This window comes from Deinococcus humi (assembly GCF_014201875.1).
GTDB lineage: Bacteria > Deinococcota > Deinococci > Deinococcales > Deinococcaceae > Deinococcus > Deinococcus humi.
In genome coordinates, this window is record NZ_JACHFL010000013.1 from 103,022 (window position 1) to 128,871 (window position 25,850).

Consider the following 25,850-nt stretch of genomic DNA (forward strand, 5'->3'; position numbering starts at 1 on the left):
AGCGGCGATGTCTGCTTTTCCGGTTGATCCTGGCCTCCTCGAACCTGGTGGCTCCCGCCAGCTGCGTGGCCCTGAGGAGCAGCGGCGCTTTGGCGCGTCCCTCGCCACGGCGCTGCCTCCTGCCGCGGTCCTCTTTCTGGAAGGTGAGCTGGGAGCAGGAAAGACCACGCTGACCGCTGGACTGATCGGCGCGCTGGGCTTCGTGGAAGCCGTCACCAGCCCCACCTACGCCCTGATTCACGCCTATCCCACCCCGGCGGGCCGCGCGCTGCACGTGGATGCCTACCGCGTGCGCGACGTTCAGGAACTGTACGAACTCGACCTTGAGGATCTGATTGCGGGGAGCCGCCTGAGCGTTATCGAGTGGGGCGAGCGTCTGTACGACGATTATCCTGACGCGCCGATCCTGCGGCTGGAGCATCTGGACGGAGAAGAAGACGTGCGGCGGGTCACACGGCTGCGCTGAGGGGTTCAAATCACGTCCGTCTGCGTTCCCACTTCCCAGGCTATGATACTCAGATCGGTCACGCCCATACCGTGTACGGCGGCCACGGCCTCGCCCACGGCAGGCTGCGCCAGATGCGCTTCCATGTCTGCCAGGCTGGCCCATTGCTCGGTGATGATGAAGTGGCCTGGCAGTTCCAGATCCTCGGACACCAGATACAGCTGGCAGCCAGCTTCCTGTCGGGTGGCCTGAGCGATCTGGCGCAGCAACTGGCGAATGGCGTCGGCGTGGGCCACCGGAGCGGTCAGGGTTCCGTGGGACAGGATCATGGAGAGTTCTCCTTCGACGGTGGACGTGGCGGCGCCAGCGGGGAGGTCGATTGCATTGTGGACCCCTCGCCGGGCCAGGCTGGATGGGGATGGGAGACTCAGGCTAGCACCGAGAATCGGGCCAAGTGGTCTGAATGCAGACGGTTGTGTTGATAAGAGATTCAGACCGTTGTCAGCAGCTCCTCAGTGCAGCGGTACGTGCCCCGGAAAGCCAATTACCCAGTCCAGGAGGTCACCCACCATTGCGCTGGCCGTGATCATGCCGCCCGCGCCCCCGCCGGCAAAAACGAGCGTGCCGCATTCCTCGCCCTCGTAGACCAGGGCGTTGCGGCCTGTGCCGGCCGTGCACAGCGGATGGGTGTCCGGCAGCCGCTGCGGCGCGACGGTGGCTTTCCAGCCGTCCCCCTGCCGCTGCAGTTCGGCCACCAGCTTGATGCATTCGCCGGCGGCGCGGGCATCCTGAATGTCCTGCTGAGTGATGTGCTCGATGCCCTGCACCGCGACGGCGCTGTACGGAAAGTTACCGTCGGCGCAGAAGCGGGCCAGCACCGCCAGCTTGTGTGCGGTGTCGAAGCCGCCGACATCCAGGGTGGGCGGTGTCTCGGCGTAGCCCAGCGCCTGCGCCTCGGCCAGCGCGGCGGCGTACTCCCTGCCCGCCTCCATCTGGCTCAGGATATACAGGCATGTGCCGTTCAGCACCGCTTGCAGCCGGGTAAAAGTGCTGGCCCGCAGAACGGTGCTCATCGGGCCGATCACCGGGGTCCCTGCCATCACGCTGGCCTCGTAATACAGACTTCCGGCTAGAGCGTAATCGCGTAACACGTCCCAGCGCTCGGCCAGCAGCGCCTTGTTGGCGGTGATCACCGGGCGGCCCGAGCGCAGGTACGGCAGCAGCATGGCCAGCGGACGGTCCACACCGCCCATCGCCTCGATGACCACGCCGCATTCCTGCAGAAAGCCGGGATCGGTGGTCACGCGCGTCCCGGGCGGCACATCGCGGACCTTGTTCACATCGCGCACCAGCACGCCGGACACTTCGATCTTCACACCCAGGTCGCTGAACACGCTCTCCCGCCGTGCGATCAGGTTCAGCACGTCCTGGCCGACGGTGCCGCTGCCCAGGACGCCCACAGTCACAGTTCTCATGGCCTTCACCTTAACGCGGGTGGCTGGACGCGGGCCGGGCCGGGTTAGGTGTGGGGCAGCGCAGCAGGACAGGGTGTGACCCTGCTCCAAGTCGTCTAGCCGGAGGGACGCTAGACTGACCACATGCTACCTGTGTCAAAAGTCTCCCCGCCGGCGGCCTCTCCGTCGGTTGAGGGTCCGCCGCGCCTCCCTGCGCCGTGGGCCGTGTATGAGTCGTGAGCTCGCGTCTTCAGGAACTCCAGGCCGAATTCGGGCTGGTGGAGCGCCGTCTGGGTGACCCGGCGGCGCTGGCGGACGGGCGCGAATACGGCAAGCTGACCCGACGCCACCGCGAACTGTTGCCCCTGGTGACGCTGCTGCGCGAGCGTGACGGCCTGCAGAGCGATCTGGTGGGGGCGCGCGAACTGCTCTCCGACCCCGACATGAAAGAGTTGGCGGCGGGAGAGGTCGAAACCATCGAAACCCGCCTGGGCGAGATCGAGGCCGAGCTGGAAGTCCTGCTTCTGCCCACCGATCCCGACGACGCCAAGGACGTGATTCTGGAATTGCGAGCCGGCGCGGGCGGGGCGGAGGCCGGGCTGTTCGTGACCGATCTGCTGCGAATGTACGTCCGTTACGCCGAGGGGATGAACCTCAAACTGAATGTACTGGACGCCAACGAGAGCGATCTGGGCGGCGCGAGCAAAGTTGTGGCGGAAGTGACCGGTGACGGCGCTTTCCGCGCCTTTAAATGGGAGAGGGGCGTCCACCGCGTCCAGCGCGTGCCCGCCACCGAATCGGCGGGGCGCATCCACACCAGTACCGTGACCGTGGCCGTGCTGCCCGAGGCCGAGCAGGACGAGGTTCATCTGGACCTGTCGGAAGTCCGTATCGACGTGTTCCGCTCACAGGGTGCGGGCGGGCAGGGCGTGAACACCACCGACTCCGCCGTGCGGGCGGTGTACCGCGCCGGAACCCCGGACGAGATCATGGTGGTCTGTCAGGATGGGAGATCGCAGATCAAGAACCGCGAGAAGGCGCTGGTGGTGCTGGCCTCGCGTCTGGCTGAGCGCGAACGCGCCTCCCGCGACGAGCAGGAGCGCAGCGAACGCGCCTCGCAGGTGGGCAGCGGCGACCGCAGCGAGAAGATCCGCACCTACAACTACCCGCAAAACCGCGTGACCGATCACCGGCTGGAGGGCGACGACAAGAACCACCCGCTGGACAGCGTGATCAACGGCGCGCTGACGCCGGTGGTGGCGGGGCTGGCCCGTGCCGAGAAGGAACGGCAGTTGCTGGCGATGGCAGACCAGGATGGGGGCCCAGCTCGAAGTGGACAGTATGGCGCGGCGTGACCTTCTGGTGGCGGCGGGCATTCTGCGGGACCGCTTCGGGCGGGTGCTGCTGGTGGGCAACGACTGGCAGGGCCATGGGCGCGTGCGCCACACACTGCCCGGCGGCGTCGTGGAGAACGGCGAAACGCTGCCTGAAGCCCTGTACCGCGAGATTTTCGAGGAAACCGGTCTCAAACTGACTGGCATTCTCCATATGGCCTACACCGTGCACATTGAGGACGAGCGCCGGGGTGAGCGCGCCATTGCCGTCGCCTTTGAGGCCACCTGGGACGGATTGCTCAATCCCGCCGATCCGGACGGCTTTATCGTCGAGGCCCGCTTCTGCACCCCCGAGGAGGCGCTGGAGAAGCTGGAATCCCCGCCCATGCGCGAGCCCCTCAGCGACTTCCTGAAGACCGGGGAGCCGGGGCGCTTCTACGCCTTCAAGGGCTGGGACGGACGCGGCGGCCTGCGGATTCCCGCCTTGAAACCCCGTTCGTGAAGGGTGAGGGGTTCGTTACCTCCTGGAGTGGAGGTAAGGACAGCGCCCTGGCTTTCTACCGCACCAGAAGGGCGGGAGGCGTGCCGCTGGCCATCGTTAATGTGCTGGACGAGACCGGGCAGCGTTCACGTTCCCACGGCCTGCGTCCGGAGATTCTAGAGGCTCAGGCGGCGGCGCTGGGCGTGCCGCTTCGCACGGCGAGGGCCTCCTGGGCCAGCTACGAGGCCGAGTTCACCACACTGTTGGCAGGTGCGGTGGTGGACGGTGCGACAGCCGCTGTCTTTGGAGATATTGACCTTGCTGCCCACCGGGACTGGGAGGAGAAGGTCTGCAGGGCGGCAGGGCTGCGCGCCAGTCTCCCATTGTGGCTTGAACCGCGCCGCGCCCTGGTGGACGAACTGTTGGGCCTGGGCTTCCGTGCCCTGATTGTGGCCGTCAAGGAAGACGCCCTGCCCGCACGGTTGCTGGGCAGGACGCTGGACGCCGGAGTGGTGGCCGAGATTGAGAGCTTGGGGGCTGACGCCTGCGGCGAGAACGGCGAGTATCACACCGTTCTGGTGGATGGCCCGGATTTTGCCAGGCCGCTTAATCTCGTTCCCGGCCCGGCAGGCATCCACCACACGGGTGAGGGGCCTTTCAGGGTAGCGACGCTGGATCTGGTGCTGGCCTGAAGGGACGCGCAGCAGCGTGGGGCTTCAGTCGTAGTCCACCGACAGGACTTCAAACTTTGCCGTTCCCTTGGGCAGTTGCACGGTCACCGTATCGCCCTCACGTTTGCCCGCCAACGCCTGCCCGAAGGGGCTGGCATCGCTGACCCGGCCCTTGGGCACGTCCACCTCGTAGGTGCCCACCAACTCGAACAGTCGCTCGTTGCCCTTCTCATCGCGCACCCGGATCTTCGCTCCCAGGCCCGCGCCCTTGCTGGCGTCGCCCTCGATGATCTCGGCGCGCTCCAGCTGGTTCTCGATCTCAGCGATGCGGGCCTCGTTCTCGCTCTGCTGCATGCGGGCCTCGTCGTAGGCGGCACTTTCGCGCAGGTCGCCGTCGGCGATGGCGATGCCCATGTACTCCGAAATCTGCTCGCGGCGCACGGTCTTCAGATGGTGCAGGGTTTCGGCCAGCTTGTCGTAACCGCGCTGGGTCATGGTGATGCGTTCCTGAGTCATAGAACTTCCAGTATACGGTGTTCCGTTCAAACCCTGTCATCGTGGGCCCGTGAAGGGCCAGTGTTTTGTGAAGGCCCCGTTCAGCGCTGGCGCACTCCGCACGCCTAGGCTGCCAGACATGACCCGTTATGACGATGACCGCGAGATCAAGGGCGAGCTGCAAGAGGATGGCGCGGACGCTGGGATCCTACAGGATAAGATGATCGCCGAGGACGTGTTAAGACAGGACACCAAGGCTGACCGCCGCAATCCCAACGACGAACCCGGTTTCATGGACGGCATCCGGGGTGACTGGGACGGCGAGATTCGTGAGGGGGACCCCAACAGCCTGACCGGCGGGGACCTGGGCGGTGAGGAACACGGTGGCGAGGGCGTGACCCGCAGCGGCGGCGTGGACGGTGGCCCGGCCCGCACTCATCCTCTGCCCGGCGACAAGAGCTGAGGCTCAGCGGAAAGCGGCGGCCCCAGGAGCTGTAGCGGGGCCGCCTCATTCGTTTAGCGCCGTTCCACCCCAGTGTCCAGCGCTGCCGCCATCGCCTCCTGCGCGCGTTGCTGGCGGTCGTCAACTTCCACCGCCACCCGCTGACCACTTTCCAGGTCCATCACGAAATGATCCCCTTCCAGCCGAACCCGCGACAGGATCTGCTCTTCACCTTCGGGACGGGTGGCGGCCCGTAGTTCTACATAGCGGCGCATCGGAGTGCGGATCACCTTGGGCGCCAGGATCTCTTCCACCTGAAAGATGCCGCCTGAATTGTTCATGGTCACGTTGATCAGGACTGGAGTGTTGCGGCCCCGTTCGATCACCACCTCATCAACGGCCAGCGCGCTGATTGAGTGGATGTCCACGCTGCCCAGTGAGAAGGCCTTGCGCCCTCGTCCCTTGGTGATGTCGGTGCCGTCGGCCACGGCAGTGATGCCGCCTTCCAGAGTCAGCGGTGGTGGATTCAGGTCGTGACAGTTGATTGAGCTCAGGATGAACGAACGCACCTTGGCCCGCTTGAAGGCATCAGGGTACAGCGGTCCCATGATCCGCTCCAGAATCGGCAGCGCCAGGGCGACGCCGTGCTGCTCGTGTGAGACCCGGTGGATCTGGTTGCCGATGTCATGCAGCATGGTTCCTAGGATCACGGCCAGATACACGTCATCGGCGTCGCCCACCCCCGAATCCATGATGTCGGGTTTGACCCCGCCCTCCAGCAACAGCTCGGTGATGGCGAGGCTGGCGGCCCCGGTGATAAAGGAATGGACCCGCCCGTGGTCGTTGTAGCCTAACTTCCGCATGGTGATGTAGTTCGCCATATCCCAGTGGGCCAGCGCCTCGGGGTCGCTGGCCAGGGCCGTGTAGGCGGCCAGCGCACGCGGAAAGTCTTTCAGGTCCGCCCGGATGGCGGCGTCGGCCTCCGCGATCAGCTTGGAGCGCGGCGTGGTGAACTCGACGACACGGCCACTGGGGTCCTTGGGGTTGGCTTCAGTAGTCAGCGTCGGCTCGGCCTGTACGCCCTCTACGTCCTGCACGGTGCCCGCCTGCACACTTAATTTGAACTTCTGATCGGCCCGCCGCGAGAGTTTCTGGTCGAGGCGCGTGGCGTCACTCACCCTGAAAATCTGCCCGGCGCTTGTTCAGGAAAGCGTCCACCCCCTCACCAAAATCCTTGGTGGCGACCAGCAGTCCGAACAGGTCTGCCTCGACCTCCAGCCCGGCGTCCAGCGTGGTGTCCAGGCCCCGGCGCACCGCTTCCTTGACCAGCGACAGAGCAATCGGGGCGTTCTTCAAGATGGATTCGGCCACCTCGCGCGACTTGCTCAGGACATCGTCGGCCACGTAATTGACCAGGCCCATGCTCAGGGCTTCCTCAGCCCCGACCTGACGGGCAGTGAGCATCAGGTCCAGCGCGCGGCCTGCCCCGATCAGGCGCGATAGACGTTGTGTGCCGCCGAAACCCGGCAGCAGGCCCAGCGTCACCTCTGGCAGGCCTAGCTTTGCGCGCGTGGACGCGACACGGATGTCGCAGGCCAGGGCCAACTCCAGCCCGCCACCCAGCGCAAAGCCGTTGATGGCTGCGATCACCGGGATGGGCAGCGTGGCGATCCTGTGCATGACATCCTGCCCAGCCAGCGATAGTTCGCGGCCTGCATACACGCCATCCAAGGTCTTGAACTCGGTGATGTCCGCCCCCGCGACGAACGCCCGGTCCCCGCCCCCGGTAATGATCAGCGCGCCCACCTCGGCGTCCTCGACGATCACGTCCACTGCTGCACTGATCTCGCCCAGGGTCTCGGCATTCAGCGCGTTCAGCGCTTTGGGGCGATTGACCGTCAGAACCGCAAGAGGGCCGTGGCGATCAATCTGCACATTCTCAAATTCCAGCTCGTCCAGTTGCGTCATGGCCCCACTTTGACATGCTATAGGCACGCTGAACTGCACATCAATCTCAGTTCCTAGTCACACGGGTCCCCTTCTAGTTGCGTCAGAATCCGTTCTCTGAATCTCAACAAAAGCACACGATTCACCTTGTCCCTGTCCTTAGAGTTGTATTGTTAAAAACCGCACATGAGGATCAGTTCATGAATTCCAGTCAGATTCCTCTTCTACATCCTCTGGAACATGGTCTTGGGAAAAGCTGCTCAAGGAGCCTTTTCTGCCATTACATCCTATAAAAACCTTTGTTCGGCTCTTTCCACACGAGTCCGTCCCAGGAGGTTTCCCCGACTGACTGATCAAAGAGTCAAAAGGGATCGTTGCCGGATTCACAAAGTCCTCACGTCTTGCTCCTACGGTGACAGTAGGAAACAGGAGGAAAACTCTGTAATCAGCAGTTGGTCCTGTCCATCATCTCTAGGAGAACATCACATGCGTAAATCCCTTATTCTGATCTCAACCCTTGCCCTGAGCCTCGGCGTCGCCGGAGCGCAGGACACCGCGCCTGCCACCAGCCCCGTTCCCGTGACCCTGACCGACGTGCCTGCTGGGCACTGGGCTAAGGACGCTGTGGACCGTATCGTGCAGTGTGGCCTGATCCAGGGCTTCCCCGATGGCACCTTCCGTGGCAATGAGAACCTGACCCGTTACCAGGCCGCCCTGATTTTCTACCGCCTTCTGCAGACTGGCGCACTGAGCACCTGCGGCATGAGCCAGGAAGACATGACGACCGTCGCCAACGGTATGCAGGAAGTCAGCACCGAGATGGCTGCCATTGCAGGCCGCTTGACCGATCTGGAGAAGCTGAACGCTGACCAGCAGGCCCGCATTGACGCCCTGGAAGCCAAAATCAACGAGATGGGCAACGCAGCCGGCAACGCCGACACCGCCGCGCTGACCGCCCGGATTGATGCTCTAGAAGCTGCTGTGCAGAACATCCCTGCTGGCCCCGCCGGTCCTGCTGGCCCCGCCGGTCCTGCTGGCCCCGCCGGTCCTGCTGGCCCCGCCGGTCCTGCTGGTGCTGCGGGCACGACCACTACCGTTACCCCTGTGGCGGTCCCCGACACCACTCCGGTCCCTGGCACCACCGTCGTGATCGGCGAGCCCACCACCGACCTGAGCACGGCGAGCGCCAAGACCCTGTACGCCGGGATCAGCGCCGGAGCCAACTTCGTCAATCCGTCAAGCAACTGCATCAACAACATCCAGAAGAGCAAGGCCGCCACCAATCTGTGTGTCTCCGCTGGTGCAATGATCGGCTCTACCAGCGTGATCGGTCCGGTCGGCGCCCGTGTGTCTGCCCAGTACCAGCCCGGCTTCAATGCCATTCACGCTGATGTGAACGCGACCTATAACCTCAATGCGGGCAACCTGCATCCCTACGTGGGCGCGGGTCTGGGTCTGACCAGCAGCAAATCGCGCACTGCCACCACCAATACCAATGCAACCGATACTTACATCAACGCGCTGGTGGGTCTGGACTTCCGCATTACCGACAGCATCGCTGCGTTCGTGGAAGGTAACGGGCGCTACTACCTGACCAATAAGGGCTTCGGCACGGGTCTGAGCAACGTCCGTAACGATGGCACTGGTACTGACCAGTTTAACGGTAGCACCGATGCTGCTAAAACCACCCGCGGCTTCGGCGGCGCGGTCAAGGCCGGCCTGAAGTTCTACTTCTAATCCCTTTTCTGATCTTCTGAAGCTGGCCCTCGCTTGGGGGTCAGCTCTCTTATGGCTGCAAGAGGAATGCGATGGAAGCGCTGATATGGGGCTGCCGTGCCGCGCTCTCCATCGTCTGCGGCATGTGGCGTTAGACTGTGCCCCATGCGCCTCGTTTCCTTCATTCAGGTGCTGTTGCTGCTGGCCATCCTGGCTTACCTGACCCTGTTCACGCTAGAGAACCCGGATCCGGTGCGTCTGCCTCTGCCGTTCGGACGCGGTGAGCTGTCATTGTCGGTCGGCGTGACCGTAGCTCTGTTCGCGCTGATTGGCGCGGCTTACACCACCCTGCTGCTGCTGCCTCCAGTCTGGCGTGAGCGTCTGCGCCGCCGCCGGGAGCGCCGGGAACGCCGCGCGGTGGAAGAGCGGCTGACCGCCACTCTGCAGGCCCGGTTGGGGTCTCTGCCCACATCAGTCCCAGCCAGGAACCTGCCCGTGCACAGTGATGGTCCATCCGCATGAAGGTGGCAACTTCGGCACTTCCCGCTGCCCAGTGGCTGCTGGCCCCACCTGCCAGCCGTGAGGAACTGCTGGCGGTAATGCGTCAGTGGCGTGTCTCACCGCCGCTGGCGCAGGTGTTACATGGGCGCGGCCTGACCCCAGCGTTGCTGGACCCCCCGCTGGCCCTGACCCCCAACCCGGCCCTGCGCGAGGCGGCGCGGCGCATCGTGGGCGCGGTGCGGCAGAAGAAGCGCATCCGCATTCATGGCGATTACGATGCCGATGGCGTCAGCGCCACGGCGGTGCTGGTGCTGGGCTTGCGGGCGTTGGGCGCGAACGTCCACGGCTTCATCCCCCACCGCCTGAATGAAGGATACGGCGTCCATCCTGACAAGGTGGCCGAGCACGCCGAGAACTGCGATCTGCTGGTCACGGTGGACTGCGGGGTCAGCAATGTGGACGAGGTGGCCGCGCTGCTTGACCTGGGAACCGAGGTCATCATTACCGACCATCACACGCCGGGAGACAATTTTCCGGCGGCGTTGGTGGTGCATCCCAGCCTGACCGACGGCTACGATTCGGCCCTGCACAACCTGACCGGTGCGGGCGTGGCCTACCACCTGCTGTGGGCCATTCACGCCGAGCTGGGGTTGCCTGAGCCAAGATCCCTGAGTGCCCTGGCCACGCTGGGCACCGTGGCGGACGTGGCCCCGCTGATTGGCGAGAACCGCGCCCTGGTACGCGCTGGACTGGAAGCGCTGGAGACCACCGAGTTGCCCGGCCTGCGCGCGTTGCTGGATTCCGGGCGCGTGCGGCGGCCCACGGCGCGGGATGTGGCCTTCGTCCTCGCGCCCAGGATCAACGCTGCTGGACGGTTGGGCGAGGCCGACATTGCGCTGGAGCTGCTGACCACCGCCAGTCGCCATGACGCCGGACGGCTGGCCGAATATCTGGAAACCCGCAACGGCGAGCGGCGTAAGTTGCAGGACGAGATGTTTACTCAGGCTTTGCGGATCGCCGATCCCGCTGAACCCGCGCTGGTGGTGACCCACCCCGACTGGCACGCGGGGGTGATGGGCATCGTGGCGAGCAAGCTGGTGGAGACATACCACAAACCCGTGTTCATCGTGGCGCAGGGTAAGGGTTCGGTCCGCAGCACGCCGGGCATCAGCGCGGTGGAAGGGCTGCGCTACAGCGAGGATCTCCTCAAGCGTTACGGCGGCCACACCGGGGCGGCAGGCTTCTCGCTGGACGAGGCGCAGTTCGGGGCCTTTCGCCAGCGCATCCATGCCTATGTGGGGCAGTTTCCCTCGCCGGTGCCGCGTGTGCGTCTGGACGCGCCGCTGCCCACGCTGGGGGCGACGCAAGAGCTGGTGGACGGGGCCAGCACTTTCGAGCCGTTCGGCGAGGGCCACGCCCCCCCGCTGTGGCATGTACGTGATCAGCTCAGCGACACCCGGCTGGTGGGCAAGCGCGGCGACAGCCTGCAGTTTCGCGTCGGGGCACTACGGGGCATCAAATACGGCGAGGACAACGCCGCGCCGGGAGAACGGGACCTCGCCACGGGGCTGGTGGTCAGCGAGTGGCGCGGGCAGTCCCGGCTGGAGTACCACGCTCAGGCGCTGCGCCCGCCCGCCGGGGTGGCGCTGGATCTGAGTGTTCCCGCGGGGCTTGACCTGCCCCGGCTGAACCCCAAAGACGCCATGCAACGCCTGACTGCTGGGGCCAGCGCATACGCCACTCCAGCAGTGGCCGCGTATCTGCGCGACAATGTCCCGGGGCTCCGGCTGCTGGAAGCGGGCGAGGAGTGGCCTGGTGGCGAGCTGATCCTGTACGCCCTGCCTGCCGAGGCCGATCTGAGACGCTGGCTGCTGTCGTGGGGAAAGCTGGCCTTTGCGCTGGGGCCAAAGACGCTGGCCGAGTTGGAGGGCGCGCTGACGCGTCACCACCTGAGCGCTCCACCTGCCAATCCGCTGGCCGATGCCACAGCGGACGAGGCGCATATGGCCCGCGCTGCCGACGCCTACCGCCGCTGGCAATGGGTGCACCACTGGCGCACTCTGGACGATGCGGGCTGGACGGCCTCGGTATACGCCATGCTGGGGCTGGACGTGCCGAACCGGGAGCCACAACGGTCTCCGGCTACTGAGCTTTAAGGCAGGACCGTGATCCGCCCCGCCGCCGGGTCAAGCCACACCTGCGCGCCCAGTGGCAGGGTCAGTTGCGGGCTGGTGTGGCCGAAATCGAGGTTTGCCACCACTGGCAGGTCCTCGCGCTCTGCCTCGCACAGCACGCGGCGCACCCAGCCGTACAGTTCCTCCACCATTTCGGTTGTGTAGCTCCTTGGGCGGGCCAGCAACAGCCCGGCGGCGCGGGCCAGGATGCCCTGCGCGGCGTAATTTCTCAGCCAGTACCCCACCTGGCGCGGTGCAGGCACGTCCTCGCTGGTTTCCAGCGCCAGCACTGCCCCGTCCCACAACGCTGGTGTGGGCCAGCCAGGGGTGCCGTTTAGCATGTCCAGCACCTCCAGGCAGCCGCCGATCAGGTGACCCTGCACGGCAGCCTCCCCTTGCAGCCACTGCCAGCCGTCGCCCGGCGCGAAGGGGCGCCGCACGCCCTGCAAAGCTGTATCGGCCCAGTCGCTGAAATGCTCGGTCCACTCCGGGGCGGGGGAGAGGTCAAAGGGCTGCGGCGCGTCGACCAGCGCGCGGCGGATGCCCTGGACGGTAAAGGGATGCATCCCGCCGTTCTCAGCCAGATCGGTGAGCAGGGATGGACCGTGGTAGGCCGTGACGCCCGCCCGGAGGAAGGCTAGCAAGGTCACTGTACTGTCGCTGAAGCCCAGAAATGGCTTGGGGTGGCTGTGGATCACTCCCAGGTCCAGGTGGGGCAGCAGCCGTACGCTGTCGTCCCCACCGATAATGCTGAGAAGGCCATCGATCTCGGGGTTCTGAAGCGCCCAGTGCAGATCGTCGGCGCGGGCCTCGGGGTGGGCGGACAGGAAGGCTTCGCCGCGCATGGCATTGGGAGAGGCCACCACCTCCCATCCAAATTCATGTTCTACCTGACGGACGCCCGTCTGATAGCGGTTCATGACTTCGGTTACGAAGCCGCTGGACAGACTCAGGGCCGCTACCCGCGAACCGGGGGGTAACCGGGTGGGGCGAACGAAAGAGGGCGACATGGGCTCAGGGTAACGTCAGCTGCCCCAAGAGGGGTTGTGCCTCTTTCCACCGGACAACTCCACCTGTCCGAACTGGAATCAAATTTGCAAGTAGGTAAGGACCTTCCATTCTTCATCAAAGTGTTATAGCCTCCTAGAACACATCAACGGGTGTTCTTGCCCAGCTCCGGAGGTCTTCCTATGAACGTGAAGAGACTGTCCCGCATTTCCCTTGCCGTCGCCGCCGCCCTGACTGTGGGTCAGGCCTTCGCCGCCACCCGTGGTGGACAGATGGTGTTCGGGCGCTACGCCGACTCGCTATTTCTTGACCCGGTGCTCAACGATGCCAACCTGGACATCTGGATTCTGACCAACCTGTACGACACCCTGCTGCAGCCCACCAACGATGGCAAGGGCGTGCAGCCGGGGCTGGCGAGCAGCTACACCACCGCCAAGGACGGCAAGAGTATGGTCCTGACTCTGCGGCCGGGACTGAAATTCGCCGACGGCAGTGCCCTGACGGCGGGCGACGTAAAATGGTCCCTGGATCGTGCCCGCAACCCTGAAGCCGGGGCCTGGAACAGTTCGCTGGCCAGCATCAGCTCCATCACCGCCAGTGGCAACAAGGTCACGCTGAACCTCAAGCAGCCGGACCCCACCCTGCCCGCCGCACTGGCCACGTTCAATGCCGCGATCATGCCGCAAAAACTCTTTACGGCCGCTCCTGGCAAGAACGACGCCGAGAAGGCCAAGGCCTTTGCCGACAAACCCATAGGCTCCGGCCCGTTTGTCCTGAGCGAGTGGAAGCGCGGATCATACATGGTTATGAAGCGCAATCCGTACTACTGGAAGAAGGGCGACGACGGCAAGGCGCTGCCTTATCTGGACAGCGTGCGCTTCGAGATTATCCCCGACGACAACACCCGCATCCTGAAGCTGCAAGCCGGGGAATTGCAGCTTGCGGAGTTCATCCCTCTGAGCCGCGTGGCCGAACTGAAGGCCGATTCCAGGATCAACATGACGCTGTTTCCGTCCACCAAGGTCAACAGCATCCTGATGAACAACCGCCCCAAGCTGAACGATGGCACCGAGAATCCGCTGAGTGATCCGAACGTGCGTCAGGCCCTAAACTACGCGGCCAACAAGGACGCGCTGATCCAGGTGGTGACCTACGGCACCGGCAAGCCCATGAAGTCGTACATGTCATCCACCACGCCGCTGTTTGACGCCAAGCAGCCTGGTTTCCCCTACGATCTGGCCAAGGCCAAGGCGTTGATGGCCGCCAGCAAGTACAAGAACGGCTTTGAGCTGACCGTGCTGGCCACCAGCGGCAGCGCAGACGATCTGGCCCTCTTGACCGCGCTGCAGCAGATGTGGGGCGCGATTGGCGTCAAGCTCAAGATCGAGCAGCTCGACGCCGCCACCAAGACCGCCCGCTACCGCGCCAACGACTTCCAGATGCGGACGGCGGCCTGGACCAATGACATCAACGATCCCAGTCAGATCACCACGTACTACGCCGTCTTCGACAACATCGAGTCCGTCCACACCGGATTCAAGAGTGCCGAGATCGATAAATTGTTTGCCCAGAGCCAGCAGGAGCTGAACGCGGCCAAGCGCGCCGCCCAGTACCAGCAGATCCAGAGCCTCTACCTGAAGGCCGCGCCCATCGTGTACCTGTACGAGACGCCTTACCCGGTGGCGATGTCCAAGAAGGTCAAGGGCTTCTTCCAGATTCCGCTGGGCAACAACCTCTTCGCCTCGGCTTACCTCGAGAAGTAGGCGGGGAAGCAGGTCCGAGCTTCTGAACTGACGTGATGGACGTTTCGAGCCGCCCCTGACGCCATCCGGGGCGGCTCCCCATTCGTCCCTGGTGGCCTTTGCCCTCTGCTTTCCCCATGGGAGGATCCATGCACGCGAGTTACGTGATCCGGCGCTTGCTCCAGATCATTCCCACCTTTCTGGCTGTGATGCTGGTGGTGTTCTTGCTGGTGCGCCTGCTGCCGGGCGATCCGGCCAGCGCTATTCTGGGCGACCGGGCCACTGCCGAGATCGTGGAGCGCACCAACCGTGAACTGGGTCTGGACCGGCCCCTGCCGGTGCAATTCGGGGTCTTTGTTCGCAACCTGCTCCAGGGGGACCTGGGAGACAGCATCAGCCTCAAGATCCCGGTGCTGCGCCTGATCGGCGAGCGGCTGCCCACGACCCTCTTTCTGACCGTCTACGCCGCCTTGCTAGGCGTACTGATGGCCGTTCCGCTGGCGGTGCTGGCCGCCGTACGCCGCAACACCTGGGTGGACGCACTGATCCGCGCGGTGTTTCAGGTGGGGCTGTCGCTCCCGGTGTTCTACGTGGCGCTGCAACTGCTGAGCCTGCTGGGCGCGCGGCTGGGCTGGTTTCCCATCGGGGGTTACGGCGAGACCTTTGGGGAACACCTGTACCACCTGTTCCTGCCCGCGCTGACCCTGGGGCTGAACCTGGCGGCGATTCTGGTCCGCACCCTGCGCAACAGCATCATTGAGGTCCTGACCGCCGAGTACGTGGACTTCGCGCGGGCCAAGGGATTACGCAGCCGCGTGATCATGATCCGCCACGTGCTGCGTAACGCCCTGATCGCCACCGTCACGCTGCTGGGCCTGAACATCGGCGCGCTGATCGGCGGCGCAGTCATCACCGAGACGGTGTTCGCCATCCCCGGTGTCGGCCGCCTGATGGTGGACGCCATTTTCGGGCGCGACTACCCCGTGATTCAGGGCCTGACATTGACCTTCGCCGTCATCGTGTCGCTAGTTTTCCTGATCACCGATCTGATCCACGCCCGCCTCGATCCTCGTGCGGAGCTGTCATGAAGCACCCTGAGCCGGAACTGGAGTCTATGTCCTGTCCTTTCTCTGTGCCACACGTCAACAATCACACGCCACGCGTTACCTGGAAGGTTTCATGACCACCATGCATTCCCCCGCGCTGGAGGTGGCCGTTCGCCCGCGCCGCCGCTGGCCCAAGCCCACGCTGCTGATCGGGCTGGCGCTGCTGCTTCTGCTGCTCGCGGCGGCGCTGTTTCCGCGCGCGCTGGCCCCCTTCAGCCCCACCGATTTCGATTACGAGGCGCTGCTCAAGGGCCCGAGCGCCAAACACCCTTTCGGCACCGACAATTTCGGGCGCGACGTGCTGAGCCGTGTGATCTACGGCACGCGCACCGATCTGCAGATCGCCGTGTTCACGACCCTCTTCCCCTTTCTCTTCGGCACGCTGCTGGGTGCGCTGACCGGTTACCTGGGCCGCTGGAGCGACGCTGTGGTGGGCCGGATTGCCGATCTGGTGGTGGTCTTTCCCTTTCTGGTGCTGGTCATCGCCATCGTGGCAGTGCTGGGGCCGGGGCTGACCAACATGTACATCGCCGTCAGTGCGGTGGGCTGGGTCAGCTACTGGCGGCTGACACGCGGCGAGGTCATGGCGCAGAAGAAGGCCGAGTACGCGCAGGCCGGACGGGTGCTGGGCTACAGCCCGGGCCGGATCCTGCTGCGCCACCTGCTGCCCAACGCCGTCACGCCCGCCATCGTGTACCTGATGACCGATATGAGTCTGGGCATCCTGCTGGGCGCGTCGCTGGGTTACCTGGGCCTGGGCGCACAGCCGCCGACCCCCGAATGGGGCGTGATGGTAGCCGACGGCAAGAACTTCATGGCCACCGCGTGGTGGATCAGCACCTTTCCGGGGCTGGCGCTGACGCTGGCAGGTGTGACCTTCAGCCTGATCGGAGACGGTCTGGCCGACGCGCTGAGGCCCCGCGCATGACGGCCCCGCTTCTCAGCGTGCGTGATCTGAACGTCCGCATTCCCACGCCCGGAGGGGTCTTGCATGCCGTCCGGGGAGTCAATTTCGACCTGTTGCCCGGCGAGGTGCTGGGCCTGGTGGGGGAGTCGGGCAGCGGCAAGAGCGTGACCCTGCGCTCGCTGATCCGCCTGCACCGCCCGCCGATTGCAATGACGGGAACGGTGGAGTACGGCGGCCAGAATCTCCTGACGGCTTCAGAAGCCAGGCTGCGGGACGTGCGCGGGTCTCAGATCAGCATGATCTTTCAGGAACCGATGTCGGCGCTGAACCCGGTGCTGACGGTGGGCGAGCAGATCGGGGAGAACTTGCGGGAACATCGGGGACTGCGGGGCCGCGCGGCGCAGGAGCGGGCCGCCGAGCTGCTGGACCTGACCGGTATTCCCAGCCCCCGGGCCCGCCTCGCCGACTATCCGCATCAGTTCTCCGGCGGGATGCGCCAGCGGGCCATGATCGCCATCGCGCTGGCCTCCGAGCCGCAACTGCTGCTGGCCGACGAGCCGACGACAGCGCTGGACGTGACCATCCAGGATCAGATTCTGCGCTTGTTGCTGCGGCTGCGCGAGGAACTGCACATGAGCGTCATTCTGGTCACACACGATCTGGGCGTGGTGGCCCAAACCTGTGACCGTGTGGCCGTGATGTACGGTGGCCGCCTGGTGGAGACGGCGGGGGTGCGTGACCTGTTCCACGCGCCCAAACACGCCTACACGCTGGGGCTGCTGCGGAGCCTGCCCGGGGCCGGAGAACATCGCCGTCCCTTGCAGCCGATTCCCGGTGGTCCACCCGATTTGCGGTCCTTGCCGCCGGGCTGCCCCTTCGCGCCGCGCTGCGAATACGTGACCGACGCCTGCCGTGGCCATGAGCCACCGCTGCTGGAGGTCGCCCCGGGCCGCTTCAGCGCCTGCATTCATTACGACAAGTTGCCGGCGCTGAAGGCCAGCCTTGAGGAGGTGGGCGTATGACCGTTCCGCTTTCCGGGGCCACTCCGCCCCTGATGGAGATTCATGGGCTCACCAAGACGTTCCCGGTGGGCCAGAGCTTGCTGGCGCGTTTACGTGGGCAACCACGGCGCGCCGTGCAGGCCCTGACCGACGTGGAACTGACCGTGCGGCGCGGCGAGACGCTGGGCATCGTGGGCGAGAGCGGCTGCGGCAAATCCACGCTGGCGCGGACGCTGGTGCGGCTGTACGACGCGGACAGAGGCAGCGTTCGGTACGGCGATCTGGACGTGCTGACGCTGCGCGGCGCGGACCTGCGGCAGTACAACCGCCAAGTGCAGATGATCTTTCAGGATCCGTATTCCAGCCTCAACCCGCGTATGACTGTGGAGGCCATGCTGCGCGAGGCGCTGAGTGTGCACAGGATGCGCCCACCCGCGGAGCAACCCGCCCGCGTGCGCGAACTGCTGCGGCTGGTGGGCCTGCCGCCCGAAGCTGCGGGCCGCCTGCCGCATGAGTTTTCCGGTGGTCAGCGCCAGCGCATCGGGATCGCGCGGGCACTGGCTCTGGAACCCCAGTGCTTGATTGCCGACGAGCTGGTGTCCGCGCTGGACGTTTCGGTCCAGGCACAGGTGGTCAACCTGCTGCTGGAGTTGCAGGAGCGCCTGGACCTGACCGTACTGTTCGTGGCGCATGATCTACGACTGGTGCGCCACATCTCCCACCGGGTGGCGGTGATGTATCTGGGCCGGGTGGTGGAGGTTTCCGACACGGGCGCGATTTTCACCTCGCCGCGTCATCCCTACACGCAGGCCCTGCTGGCTGCCGCGCCCACCCTTGATCCCACCCAGCGCACGGCGGCCCCGGCCATCACCGGCGAATTGCCCAGCCCGCTGAATGTGCCGAGCGGCTGCGCCTTCCGGACCCGCTGCCCGCACGCCTTTGACCGCTGTGCCACCGAGCGCCCCGCGCTGCTGAAGCTGGCCGATGGCCCGGAGGTGGCCTGCCATCTGTACGATTCCGGCGCCTCTCCCAGCACCGTCCCGCTTAAGGTGGCGACATGAATCTGGGAGCGACTTCGGCAATACTGGACACCGAATCTTTCGGCTGGCCGCTGGGCATCGACCGCAGTCTGGGCGTTCCGGTGGGGGCGCAGCTGCGTGGGCAACTGGAATACGGCATCGCCTGCGGCGATATTCCCCGCGGCGCGCGGCTGCCCAGCGTGCGCGAGCTGTCGCAGGAACTGGGCGTGGCCCACATGACGGTGGCGGGCGTGTACAAGGAGCTGCTGGGGCTGGGGCTGATCGTCACGGCGCGTGGACGCGGCACCTTCGTGGCGGACGTTCCGCAGCCGCCGCCCGGTCCCGATCCGGCACGGTTGACCCGGCTGCTCGCGGACACCCTGGCGCAAGCCGAGGGCGAGGGATATAGCCTGCGCCAAATCGGCGAGGCCATGAACGCCCTGATCGCGCGTGGGGCACGGCCCACGCACACCGGTGTCAACGTGCTGCTGGTGGGCCTGTTTGCCGACGCCACCCGCGGGTACGCGGCGGATGTGCAGGCGATCCTGCCTGCCGGCGACCGGGTGCAGGCGGTCACGCTGGACGATCTGCGCTCCAGGCACGCACTGGAGAGCGCCCAGAACGCCGATGTGGTGCTCTCGCTGGCCCACCGACTGAATGAAACGCGTGCGCTGCTGCCAGGGCGGGAAGTCATTCCGGTGGGCTTCATTCCCTCGCAGCGGACCCGTGCGGCGCTGGCGGCCCTTGATCCCATGATCCGGCTGGCGATTGTGGCGACGTTCGAGGAGTTCCTGCCCACTTTCCTGAGCGGTGTCAGACGTTTCGCGCCGCATGTGTCCGCCGTCCAGGCCACCCACCTGCACGCCAACAATCTGCAGGGTGTGCTGGACGCCTGCGACGTGGCGATCTACGCCACCGGCTCCGAGACGGTCCGGACCCTGATGCCCCACAAACCTGCTCTCGAATACCGACACATCGTCGATCCGCGCGACATTGAGGGACTGGTGCTGCCTGCCGTCGAGGCCCAGAGAGCACCTCACCACACCAAGGAGCCGTTATGACCGCCATCGAAGAGATGAACTGGATGCAACTGGAAGATTACCTGAAGCGGGATGACCGCTGCATCCTGCCGCTGGGGAGCACCGAACAGCACGCCCACCTGAGCCTATGCGTCGACAACATCCTGCCCTCGAAACTGGCCCAGGACGCTGTGGGCGACTCGGGCGTGCCGGTGTTTCCCGTGTTGCCCTACGGCATCACCCCGTATTTCCGGGCGTATCCGGGCAGCATCAACCTGCGGGTGCAAACATATCTGGCCATCGTGCGCGACATTCTGGACGCCCTGCACGAGCAGGGCTTCCGGCGCATCCTGATCGTCAACGGCCACGGCGGCAATACCCCGGCGCAGGGCTTCGCCGCCGAGTGGATGGCCGATCATCCCGGCACGCAGGTCAAGTTTCACAACTGGTGGAACGCGCCGCAGGTCTGGGCCAAAGTTCAGGCCACGGACCCCAACGCCAGCCACGCTTCCTGGATGGAGAATTTCCCCTGGACACGGCTGGATGGTGTGCAGATGCCGGACGAGGAGAAGGCGGCGATTGACCTGAACTACATGCGACTGCTGCATCCGGAAGCCCTGCGTGACTATCTAGGCGAGGGCAATTTCGGGGGACGGTTTCAGCGGCCTGATGAGGACATGCAGGCCATCTGGGACGTGGCGGTGGCGGAAACCCGCGCCCTGTTGGAGGGCGGGTGGGCTGAGTCGTGAGCGAGGACGGATCGCAAAAAATTCTGGTCTGGGGAGCCGGGGCCATTGGCGGCACGATCGGCGCGTATCTGCTGCGGGACGGTTTTGACGTGACCTTCGTGGATGTGGCCGCCGATCACGTCCAGGCCATAGGTGACCGTGGCCTGAGCATTACCGGGCCGTTCGGAGATTTCAGCGTGACCGCGCCTGCCTTCACCCCAGACGCGCTGCAGGGCGAGTGGGACACCATCCTGCTGTGCACCAAGGCCCAGCACACCGCGGCGGCGGCTCAGGCTCTGGCACCCCATCTGGGCGCGGACGGCGTGGTGGTGTCCATCCAGAACGGGCTCAATCCGCTGATCATCAATGAATTCATTCCTCCGGAGCGTGTGCTGGGCAGCTTCGTCAACTTCGGCGCGGATTATCTGGAGCCTGGGGTGGTGCATTACGGCGGACGCGGCGTGGTGGTGCTCGGCGAACAGGATGGACAGCTGACCGGGCGGGCCAGACAGCTTCACGGGGTCCTGCGGCACTTTGAACCCGACGCCATCCTCAGCCCCAACGTGTTCGGCTACCTGTGGAGCAAACTGGCTTACGGGGCGCTGCTATTCGCCACGGCCGTCACCAACGACAGCATCGCCGACGCGCTCGATAGGGAAGAGGACCGCGCCCTGTACACCGAACTGGGCCGCGAGGTCATGCGCGTGGCGCTGGCACACGGCGTGACGCCCGAGGCCTTCAACGGCTTTGACCCGGCGGCCTTTCTGCCGGAGGCCGGCGACGCGGCGGCGCAGCGGAGCCTGGCCGAGATGGTGGCCTTCAACCGCCGCAGCGCCAAGACCCACAGCGGCATCTGGCGCGATCTGGCCGTTCGCAAGCGCACTACGGAGGTGGACGCACAACTGGGCTGGGTGGTGCATTTCGGGCGGCTGCACGGGGTTCCCACGCCGCTCAACGCCCGGCTGATCGAGCAGATTCACGAGATTGAGGCGGGAACGCGCGAGTTGAGCCGGGACAATCTGGCCGAGCTGCGCGCCCTGCTTCTTCAGGAGCAGGCATGACGGGCAGCGAGCGGTTCGCGGGCCAGACCGTGATCGTCACGGGTGCGGGGCACGGGTTCGGTCGCACGATTGCCCACGCCTTCGCCTGGGAGGGAGCGGACGTCTGGACCTGCGACGTGAACACCGAGGGTCTGGGCGAGACGGCCAGGCTGGTCTACCACGACGGCCTGACCATTCACACCCGCGCGGTGGACGTGGGGGACGCCGCCGCCGTGGGTGCGTTCGTGGCTGAGGTTGTGGCCGAGACGGGCCGCGTGGACGTGCTGGTCAACAACGCGGGCGGTGTGCGCGGGCAGGTGGGCCGCCCCCTAGAAGCGGTCAGCCCCGCCGATTGGCACGCCATCTTCGCCGTCAACGTGGATGGGGCCTTTTTCTTCGCTCAGGCGGTGGCCTCGCACATGAAGGAGCGCCGGTCGGGCCGCATTATCAACATCTCCAGCGGCGCGGGCCTGGGCATCAGCCTGACCGGGATTCAGGCGTATGCCAGTGCCAAGGCCGCGCAGATCGGCCTGACCCGTCAGCTCGCCCATGAGCTGGGCGCCTGGGGCATCACCGTCAACAACGTCGCGCCCGGCTTCGTCCGCAGCAATCCCACCACCGAGCGCCAGTGGGAAAGCTACGGCGAGGAGGGACAGCGCAAGCTGGTGGACGGCATTGCCCTGAAGCGGCTGGGCACACCCGAGGACATCGCCAACGCTGTTCTCTTCTTCGCCTCGGAGGGGGCCGGCTGGATCACGGGGCAGGTCTTGAGTGTGGACGGTGGCAAATGAGCGGCCTGTCTGAGGTTCTGGCGCGGCTGGATCAGTGCGCTGCGACTTCGCTCTCCGAACTGATCGAGTTCGCCTCCATCCCCAGCGTCAGCGCGCAGCCCGCCCACCAGGCGGACATGGAGCGGGCGGCGGGGTGGCTCATGGAACGGTTCAAGCGCGCGGGCCTCCAGACTGTGGAACGGTGGCCCACCGCCGGACACGCCGCCGTCTACGCCGAATATCTGGGCGCGGGCGAGGATGCGCCCACCCTGCTCGTTTACGGCCATTACGACGTTCAGCCGCCCGATCCACTGGAGAAGTGGCACACGCCGCCCTTCACGCCCACGGTCAGGGGTGAGCGCATCTACGGACGCGGCGTCAGCGACGACAAGGGGCCACTGCTGCTGACCGTGCAGGTGCTGGACGCCTATCTGTCCACGCTGGGGCGGCTGCCGCTCAACCTTAAATTCCTGTTCGAGGGCGAGGAGGAAATGGGCAGCGCCCACCTGAACGAACTCGTCGCGCAGAATGCCGGGCGCCTGGGGGCCGATTTCGTCCTGAGCGCCGACGGCGGCATGTGGAGCGCTTCGGTTCCCTCGCTGACGGTCAGCGCCCGAGGGCTCGCGGCGCTGGAGCTGACCCTGCGCGGGGCGAGCAAGGACCTGCACTCCGGGCGGCATGGCGGCAGCGTCCATAACCCCCTGCACGCGCTGGCCAGCCTGATCGCCGGACTCCATAACGAGTCAGGCCGCGTGACCGTACCGGGGTTCTATGACGGTGTCGCCGATCTGACCCCTCAGCAACGTGAGGGCATCCGGCAACTGCCCTTCAGTGACGAGGCGTATCTGAACCAGACCGGAGCGCCCGCCGTGTACGGCGAGGTGGGCTATTCGACGTTGGAGCGCCAGTGGCACCGGCCCACGCTGGAGGTCAACGGCCTGTGGGGCGGCTACACCGGCGAGGGCAGCAAGACCGTGCTGCCTGCCGAGGCCCACGCCAAGATCACCTGCCGGCTGGTGCCGGGACAGGAGCCGGAGCGCATCGCACAACTGCTCCGGACGCATCTGGAACGCAGGCTGCCGCCCGGCATAACCCTCCAGATTCACTCCAGTGATCACGGCGCCCGCGCCTACCGCCTGCCCGACGATCACCCCGGCGCGGCGGTGGCGCGGGAGGTCCTGGCGGAGCTGTACGGCAAACCTCCGCTGGACGTGGGCATGGGCGGCAGTATTCCCGTGCTGGAAACCTTCCAGAGCGTGTTGGGGCTGGACACCGTGTTCTTCAGCTTCGCGGTGGGCGACGAGGACATCCACGCCCCCAACGAATTCTTCCGCGTGCCACGGCTGTACGAGGGCCAGAAGGCCTGGGCGCAGTTCTGGTGGAAGCTGGGCCAGCAGAAACTGGCCGAGAGGAGACCGTCATGAACGACTTTCAGCGCCGCTCAGCGGAAATCAATGACCTTCTATGTGTCCTGAACATCCTCAACTGGGATGCCCGCACGCAGATGCCCGCAGGCGGCAGCGCGGCCCGTGCCCAGCAACTCGCGACAATCAGCGCGCTGACGCAGGAAAAATTGCTCGATCCAGCTTACGAGGCGTCGGCACGGGAGGTCGGCGGGAGTGACGTGGAGGAGCGCGCCGCCCAGCAGGCCTTGGCTGCCATCGCGGCCTTGAAGCGCATTCCCACCCAGCTGACCCGCGAACTCGCCTTGCTGAAGTCCGAGGCCCAGGAGGTCTGGGCACGCGCCAGGGCCGCGAGCGACTTCGGGATGTTCGCCCCCCTCCTGACGCGCATGGTGGACCTGAACCGGCAACTGGCAGAGGCGCTGGGTTACGACGGTCACCCCTACGACGCGCTGCTCAACCTGTACGAGCCGGGCCTGACGGTGGAGACGCTGTTGCCCCTGTTTGACCGCCTGCGTGCCCATCACGTTCCCCTGCTGCGGGCCATTCAGGAGCAACCCCAACCGCGCAGCGATTTCCTGAACCGCTCGTACGGGGCGGCAGAGCAGAAGCGCCTGTCGCTGGCGCTGGCCCAGAAGTTCGGGTACGACACCGCGCGCGGGCGGCTGGACGAGTCGGCGCACCCCTTCGAGATCAGCTTCACGCGCCAGGACGTGCGGATCACCACCCGCATTCAGGAGAATTTCCTGTCGGGCGCGCTGTTCGGCACCCTGCACGAGACGGGGCATGCCATGTACGAGCAGGGCGTCCGCCCGGAACTGAGCCGCACGGTGCTGACCAGCGATCTGCTGGGGCTGTACGCGGTGGGCGGAGCCAGCTACGGCACGCACGAGAGCCAGTCGCGGCTGTGGGAGAACCGCATCGGGCGTTCGCGCGCGTACTGGGAGCTGCATTTCCCGCAGCTTCAGGCGACCTTTCCCGAAGCGCTCGGGGATGTGGACACCGCGGCCTTCTACCGCGCCGTCAACACAGTGCGTCCCAGCCTGATCCGGGTGGAGGCCGACGAGCTGACCTACGACCTGCACATCATGTTGCGCGTCGAACTGGAACGCGCGCTGATCGGCGGTGAGCTGGCGGTGGAGGACCTCCCCGCCGCCTGGAATGCCCGCGTTAAGGCGGACCTGGGTCTGGAGGTGCCCGACGACGCGCGTGGCGTGTTGCAGGACATCCACTGGTCGGCGGGCATGTTCGGCTCGTTCCCCACTTACACCATCGGCAACGTGATGGCCTCGCAGTTCTACGCGGCGGCGCTTGAGCAGCGGCCCCAGCTGGAGGAGGCCCTTGCACGCGGTGAGTACGCCCCCCTGCTGGGCTGGCTCACCGACAATATCTATCAGCATGGCCGCACGTACACCCCCCACGAGTTGTTGACGCGCGTGACCGGGCGCGGTCTCGATCCGCAGCCGTATCTGGACTACCTGGACGGCAAATACGGCGAACTCTACAGCCTGGACACCCAAGAGGAGCAGACACGATGACCCAGCAAAACAGCAAACTCGCAGGCAAGGTGGCCCTCGTGACCGGGGCGAGCAGCGGTATTGGGGAGGCGACGGCGCTGGCCCTCGCCGAACATGGTGCGGCGGTGGCGCTGGTCGCCCGGCGCAAGGAGCGCCTGGACGAGCTGGCGGGCCGGATCGAGGGGATGGGCGGCAAGGTGGCCGTGATCGTCTCCGATCTGGCGCAGGCCGGGCAGGGGGCAGCAGTGGTTCAGCAGACGCTTGAGGCTCTGGGCCGCCTGGACATCGTGGTGAACAACGCGGGGGTGATGCTGCTCGGCCCGGTCGCAGGCGGCGATCCCAGCGATCTGCAGCGCATGATGGACCTGAACGTTACAGCCCTGATGCACCTCTCGCAGGCTGCGCTGGAGACCATGAAGCCGCAGAGGAGCGGACATATCGTCAACATCTCCTCGGTGTCGGGACGCGGGGCCAGTCCGCTGAGCGCGGGCTACAGCGCCAGCAAGTGGGCCGTGGGCGGCTTCAGCGAGGGCCTGCGCCAGGAGGCCAAACAGGACCGGATTCGCGTGACCGTGATCGAACCCGGCGTCGTCGCCACCGAGCTGACCGATCACATCACCCACACCCAGACCAAGGACGCCTACGAGGGCCGGATCAAGGACATGGAGGCCCTCCAGTCCGAGGACATCGCCGCCGCCGTGGTCTACGCCGTGACCCAGCCGGAACGCGTCAACGTGAACGAACTGCTGATCCGTCCGCTCGATCAGGGTTGACGGGCTGATCGCTGCTGTCGGGCAGGTCTTCCTGCCCACAGTTGGGCGCGACTCTGCGTGCATCTAGACAAAGGGAAGCGGCGCTGGCCTGAGGCCGTAAGCTGGATCCATCCCAAATTGGTCCAACCACTGGACCTTCAAGTCAAACGCAAGGAGG

At 65.6% G+C, this 25,850-nt stretch carries 26 protein-coding genes; 20 read left to right on the forward strand and 6 right to left on the reverse strand.

What is annotated here, in order from left to right:
• The first annotated feature begins 7 nt into the window (after positions 1-7).
• Entirely contained in the window at positions 8-466 is a 459-nt protein-coding gene (gene tsaE, locus HNQ08_RS19385; RefSeq protein ID WP_184135882.1) for a tRNA (adenosine(37)-N6)-threonylcarbamoyltransferase complex ATPase subunit type 1 TsaE, read from the forward strand.
• 5 nt (positions 467-471) lie between these two features.
• Here the strand turns inward: tsaE and HNQ08_RS19390 are convergent, their stop codons facing one another.
• Positions 472-774, reverse strand: a complete 303-nt coding sequence (locus HNQ08_RS19390) for a putative quinol monooxygenase (RefSeq protein ID WP_184135884.1) — start codon at positions 772-774, stop codon at positions 472-474.
• Between the two features lie 183 nt (positions 775-957).
• On the reverse strand, positions 958-1,920 hold the full coding sequence (locus tag HNQ08_RS19395; protein ID WP_184135886.1) for a homoserine dehydrogenase: 963 nt from the start codon (positions 1,918-1,920) through the stop codon (positions 958-960).
• A gap of 215 nt (positions 1,921-2,135) precedes the next feature.
• On the opposite strand from HNQ08_RS19395, the gene prfA reads away from it, so the two are divergent.
• From prfA to HNQ08_RS19410, 3 genes are read left to right on the forward strand one after another with little or no spacing between them, the layout of a single operon-like run.
• Positions 2,136-3,254: a peptide chain release factor 1 gene (gene prfA / locus HNQ08_RS19400; protein WP_184135888.1), complete on the forward strand. Its 1,119-nt coding sequence runs from the start codon at positions 2,136-2,138 to the stop codon at positions 3,252-3,254.
• Positions 3,241-3,735, forward strand: coding sequence for an NUDIX hydrolase (locus HNQ08_RS19405; RefSeq protein WP_184135890.1), 495 nt, complete (start codon positions 3,241-3,243; stop codon positions 3,733-3,735). Before prfA ends, HNQ08_RS19405 begins: the two co-directional genes overlap by 14 nt.
• The gene (locus tag HNQ08_RS19410; protein ID WP_184135892.1) at positions 3,732-4,406 is read left to right on the forward strand and encodes an adenine nucleotide alpha hydrolase; all 675 of its coding nucleotides are present in this window, start codon (positions 3,732-3,734) and stop codon (positions 4,404-4,406) included. Before HNQ08_RS19405 ends, HNQ08_RS19410 begins: the two co-directional genes overlap by 4 nt.
• A 24-nt stretch (positions 4,407-4,430) precedes the next feature.
• On the opposite strand, the gene HNQ08_RS19415 is transcribed toward HNQ08_RS19410, so the two are convergent.
• Positions 4,431-4,901 carry a transcription elongation factor GreA gene (locus HNQ08_RS19415; RefSeq protein ID WP_184135895.1) on the reverse strand — a complete coding sequence of 157 codons (471 nt, stop codon included), beginning with the start codon at positions 4,899-4,901 and terminating at the stop codon, positions 4,431-4,433.
• A 118-nt stretch (positions 4,902-5,019) separates the two neighbouring features.
• On the opposite strand from HNQ08_RS19415, the gene HNQ08_RS19420 reads away from it, so the two are divergent.
• Positions 5,020-5,343: a hypothetical protein gene (locus HNQ08_RS19420; protein ID WP_184135897.1), complete on the forward strand. Its 324-nt coding sequence runs from the start codon at positions 5,020-5,022 to the stop codon at positions 5,341-5,343.
• A 53-nt stretch (positions 5,344-5,396) separates the two neighbouring features.
• On the opposite strand, the gene HNQ08_RS19425 is transcribed toward HNQ08_RS19420, so the two are convergent.
• Together HNQ08_RS19425 and HNQ08_RS19430 are read right to left on the reverse strand one after the other, a co-directional pair.
• Positions 5,397-6,500, reverse strand: a complete 1,104-nt coding sequence (locus HNQ08_RS19425) for a phosphohydrolase (protein WP_184135899.1) — start codon at positions 6,498-6,500, stop codon at positions 5,397-5,399.
• Positions 6,493-7,290, reverse strand: a complete 798-nt coding sequence (locus HNQ08_RS19430) for an enoyl-CoA hydratase-related protein (protein WP_184135901.1) — start codon at positions 7,288-7,290, stop codon at positions 6,493-6,495. The genes HNQ08_RS19425 and HNQ08_RS19430 overlap by 8 nt, the downstream gene beginning before the upstream one ends.
• A 465-nt stretch (positions 7,291-7,755) precedes the next feature.
• Between HNQ08_RS19430 and HNQ08_RS19435 the strand changes: the two genes are divergently transcribed.
• From HNQ08_RS19435 to recJ, 3 genes are all read left to right on the forward strand, one after another.
• Positions 7,756-9,006, forward strand: a complete 1,251-nt coding sequence (locus HNQ08_RS19435) for an S-layer homology domain-containing protein (protein ID WP_184135903.1) — start codon at positions 7,756-7,758, stop codon at positions 9,004-9,006.
• A 144-nt stretch (positions 9,007-9,150) separates the two neighbouring features.
• The gene (locus HNQ08_RS19440) at positions 9,151-9,507 is read left to right on the forward strand and encodes a lipopolysaccharide assembly protein LapA domain-containing protein (protein WP_184135905.1); all 357 of its coding nucleotides are present in this window, start codon (positions 9,151-9,153) and stop codon (positions 9,505-9,507) included.
• Positions 9,504-11,642, forward strand: a complete 2,139-nt coding sequence (gene recJ / locus HNQ08_RS19445; RefSeq protein WP_184135907.1) for a single-stranded-DNA-specific exonuclease RecJ — start codon at positions 9,504-9,506, stop codon at positions 11,640-11,642. The genes HNQ08_RS19440 and recJ overlap by 4 nt, the downstream gene beginning before the upstream one ends.
• On the opposite strand, the gene HNQ08_RS19450 is transcribed toward recJ, so the two are convergent.
• Positions 11,639-12,670, reverse strand: coding sequence for a S66 family peptidase (locus HNQ08_RS19450; RefSeq protein WP_184135910.1), 1,032 nt, complete (start codon positions 12,668-12,670; stop codon positions 11,639-11,641). The two genes, recJ and HNQ08_RS19450, sit on opposite strands and share 4 nt — an antisense overlap.
• A gap of 180 nt (positions 12,671-12,850) precedes the next feature.
• Between HNQ08_RS19450 and HNQ08_RS19455 the strand changes: the two genes are divergently transcribed.
• The 12 genes from HNQ08_RS19455 to HNQ08_RS19510 all read left to right on the forward strand — a co-directional run bounded on the left by HNQ08_RS19455 (position 12,851) and on the right by HNQ08_RS19510 (position 25,693).
• Positions 12,851-14,431: an ABC transporter substrate-binding protein gene (locus HNQ08_RS19455; protein ID WP_221284311.1), complete on the forward strand. Its 1,581-nt coding sequence runs from the start codon at positions 12,851-12,853 to the stop codon at positions 14,429-14,431.
• Between the two features lie 128 nt (positions 14,432-14,559).
• Positions 14,560-15,498, forward strand: a complete 939-nt coding sequence (locus HNQ08_RS19460) for an ABC transporter permease (RefSeq protein ID WP_184135912.1) — start codon at positions 14,560-14,562, stop codon at positions 15,496-15,498.
• 91 nt (positions 15,499-15,589) lie between these two features.
• Positions 15,590-16,444 (forward strand): ABC transporter permease, encoded by an 855-nt coding sequence (locus tag HNQ08_RS19465; protein ID WP_184135915.1) that lies wholly within the window; start codon positions 15,590-15,592, stop codon positions 16,442-16,444.
• Entirely contained in the window at positions 16,441-17,445 is a 1,005-nt protein-coding gene (locus tag HNQ08_RS19470) for an ABC transporter ATP-binding protein (RefSeq protein ID WP_184135917.1), read from the forward strand. The genes HNQ08_RS19465 and HNQ08_RS19470 overlap by 4 nt, the downstream gene beginning before the upstream one ends.
• Entirely contained in the window at positions 17,442-18,485 is a 1,044-nt protein-coding gene (locus tag HNQ08_RS19475; protein WP_229790104.1) for an ABC transporter ATP-binding protein, read from the forward strand. Before HNQ08_RS19470 ends, HNQ08_RS19475 begins: the two co-directional genes overlap by 4 nt.
• The gene (locus HNQ08_RS19480) at positions 18,482-19,504 is read left to right on the forward strand and encodes a GntR family transcriptional regulator (protein ID WP_221284312.1); all 1,023 of its coding nucleotides are present in this window, start codon (positions 18,482-18,484) and stop codon (positions 19,502-19,504) included. The genes HNQ08_RS19475 and HNQ08_RS19480 overlap by 4 nt, the downstream gene beginning before the upstream one ends.
• Positions 19,501-20,211 carry a creatininase family protein gene (locus tag HNQ08_RS19485; RefSeq protein WP_229790103.1) on the forward strand — a complete coding sequence of 237 codons (711 nt, stop codon included), beginning with the start codon at positions 19,501-19,503 and terminating at the stop codon, positions 20,209-20,211. The genes HNQ08_RS19480 and HNQ08_RS19485 overlap by 4 nt, the downstream gene beginning before the upstream one ends.
• Positions 20,208-21,251, forward strand: coding sequence for a ketopantoate reductase family protein (locus tag HNQ08_RS19490; RefSeq protein ID WP_184135919.1), 1,044 nt, complete (start codon positions 20,208-20,210; stop codon positions 21,249-21,251). Before HNQ08_RS19485 ends, HNQ08_RS19490 begins: the two co-directional genes overlap by 4 nt.
• Positions 21,248-22,021 carry an SDR family NAD(P)-dependent oxidoreductase gene (locus HNQ08_RS19495; protein WP_184135921.1) on the forward strand — a complete coding sequence of 258 codons (774 nt, stop codon included), beginning with the start codon at positions 21,248-21,250 and terminating at the stop codon, positions 22,019-22,021. The genes HNQ08_RS19490 and HNQ08_RS19495 overlap by 4 nt, the downstream gene beginning before the upstream one ends.
• A complete protein-coding gene (locus HNQ08_RS19500) occupies positions 22,018-23,424 on the forward strand; it encodes a dipeptidase (protein ID WP_184135923.1) in 1,407 nt (468 codons plus the stop codon). Before HNQ08_RS19495 ends, HNQ08_RS19500 begins: the two co-directional genes overlap by 4 nt.
• Positions 23,421-24,941, forward strand: a complete 1,521-nt coding sequence (locus tag HNQ08_RS19505; protein ID WP_184135925.1) for a carboxypeptidase M32 — start codon at positions 23,421-23,423, stop codon at positions 24,939-24,941. The genes HNQ08_RS19500 and HNQ08_RS19505 overlap by 4 nt, the downstream gene beginning before the upstream one ends.
• Positions 24,938-25,693 carry an SDR family NAD(P)-dependent oxidoreductase gene (locus HNQ08_RS19510; protein ID WP_184135927.1) on the forward strand — a complete coding sequence of 252 codons (756 nt, stop codon included), beginning with the start codon at positions 24,938-24,940 and terminating at the stop codon, positions 25,691-25,693. Before HNQ08_RS19505 ends, HNQ08_RS19510 begins: the two co-directional genes overlap by 4 nt.
• The last annotated feature ends 157 nt before the right edge of the window (positions 25,694-25,850 follow it).

What these genes read in the sequence shown, in the direction of transcription:
- HNQ08_RS19450 (WP_184135910.1), bottom strand. Translation starts at nt 12,670, where the DNA reads ATGTCGCCCTCTTTCGTTCGCCCCACCCGGTTACCCCCCGGTTCGCGG.
- HNQ08_RS19475 (WP_229790104.1), top strand. Translation starts at nt 17,442, where the DNA reads ATGACCGTTCCGCTTTCCGGGGCCACTCCGCCCCTGATGGAGATTCAT.
- HNQ08_RS19420 (WP_184135897.1), top strand. Translation starts at nt 5,020, where the DNA reads ATGACCCGTTATGACGATGACCGCGAGATCAAGGGCGAGCTGCAAGAG.
- HNQ08_RS19465 (WP_184135915.1), top strand. Translation starts at nt 15,590, where the DNA reads ATGACCACCATGCATTCCCCCGCGCTGGAGGTGGCCGTTCGCCCGCGC.
- recJ (WP_184135907.1), top strand. Translation starts at nt 9,504, where the DNA reads ATGAAGGTGGCAACTTCGGCACTTCCCGCTGCCCAGTGGCTGCTGGCC.
- HNQ08_RS19500 (WP_184135923.1), top strand. Translation starts at nt 22,018, where the DNA reads ATGAGCGGCCTGTCTGAGGTTCTGGCGCGGCTGGATCAGTGCGCTGCG.
- HNQ08_RS19390 (WP_184135884.1), bottom strand. Translation starts at nt 774, where the DNA reads ATGATCCTGTCCCACGGAACCCTGACCGCTCCGGTGGCCCACGCCGAC.
- HNQ08_RS19470 (WP_184135917.1), top strand. Translation starts at nt 16,441, where the DNA reads ATGACGGCCCCGCTTCTCAGCGTGCGTGATCTGAACGTCCGCATTCCC.
- HNQ08_RS19460 (WP_184135912.1), top strand. Translation starts at nt 14,560, where the DNA reads ATGCACGCGAGTTACGTGATCCGGCGCTTGCTCCAGATCATTCCCACC.
- HNQ08_RS19415 (WP_184135895.1), bottom strand. Translation starts at nt 4,901, where the DNA reads ATGACTCAGGAACGCATCACCATGACCCAGCGCGGTTACGACAAGCTG.
- HNQ08_RS19435 (WP_184135903.1), top strand. Translation starts at nt 7,756, where the DNA reads ATGCGTAAATCCCTTATTCTGATCTCAACCCTTGCCCTGAGCCTCGGC.
- HNQ08_RS19455 (WP_221284311.1), top strand. Translation starts at nt 12,851, where the DNA reads ATGAACGTGAAGAGACTGTCCCGCATTTCCCTTGCCGTCGCCGCCGCC.
- HNQ08_RS19405 (WP_184135890.1), top strand. Translation starts at nt 3,241, where the DNA reads ATGGCGCGGCGTGACCTTCTGGTGGCGGCGGGCATTCTGCGGGACCGC.
- tsaE (WP_184135882.1), top strand. Translation starts at nt 8, where the DNA reads ATGTCTGCTTTTCCGGTTGATCCTGGCCTCCTCGAACCTGGTGGCTCC.
- HNQ08_RS19440 (WP_184135905.1), top strand. Translation starts at nt 9,151, where the DNA reads ATGCGCCTCGTTTCCTTCATTCAGGTGCTGTTGCTGCTGGCCATCCTG.
- HNQ08_RS19430 (WP_184135901.1), bottom strand. Translation starts at nt 7,290, where the DNA reads ATGACGCAACTGGACGAGCTGGAATTTGAGAATGTGCAGATTGATCGC.
- HNQ08_RS19495 (WP_184135921.1), top strand. Translation starts at nt 21,248, where the DNA reads ATGACGGGCAGCGAGCGGTTCGCGGGCCAGACCGTGATCGTCACGGGT.
- HNQ08_RS19510 (WP_184135927.1), top strand. Translation starts at nt 24,938, where the DNA reads ATGACCCAGCAAAACAGCAAACTCGCAGGCAAGGTGGCCCTCGTGACC.
- HNQ08_RS19395 (WP_184135886.1), bottom strand. Translation starts at nt 1,920, where the DNA reads ATGAGAACTGTGACTGTGGGCGTCCTGGGCAGCGGCACCGTCGGCCAG.
- HNQ08_RS19485 (WP_229790103.1), top strand. Translation starts at nt 19,501, where the DNA reads ATGACCGCCATCGAAGAGATGAACTGGATGCAACTGGAAGATTACCTG.
- HNQ08_RS19480 (WP_221284312.1), top strand. Translation starts at nt 18,482, where the DNA reads ATGAATCTGGGAGCGACTTCGGCAATACTGGACACCGAATCTTTCGGC.
- HNQ08_RS19505 (WP_184135925.1), top strand. Translation starts at nt 23,421, where the DNA reads ATGAACGACTTTCAGCGCCGCTCAGCGGAAATCAATGACCTTCTATGT.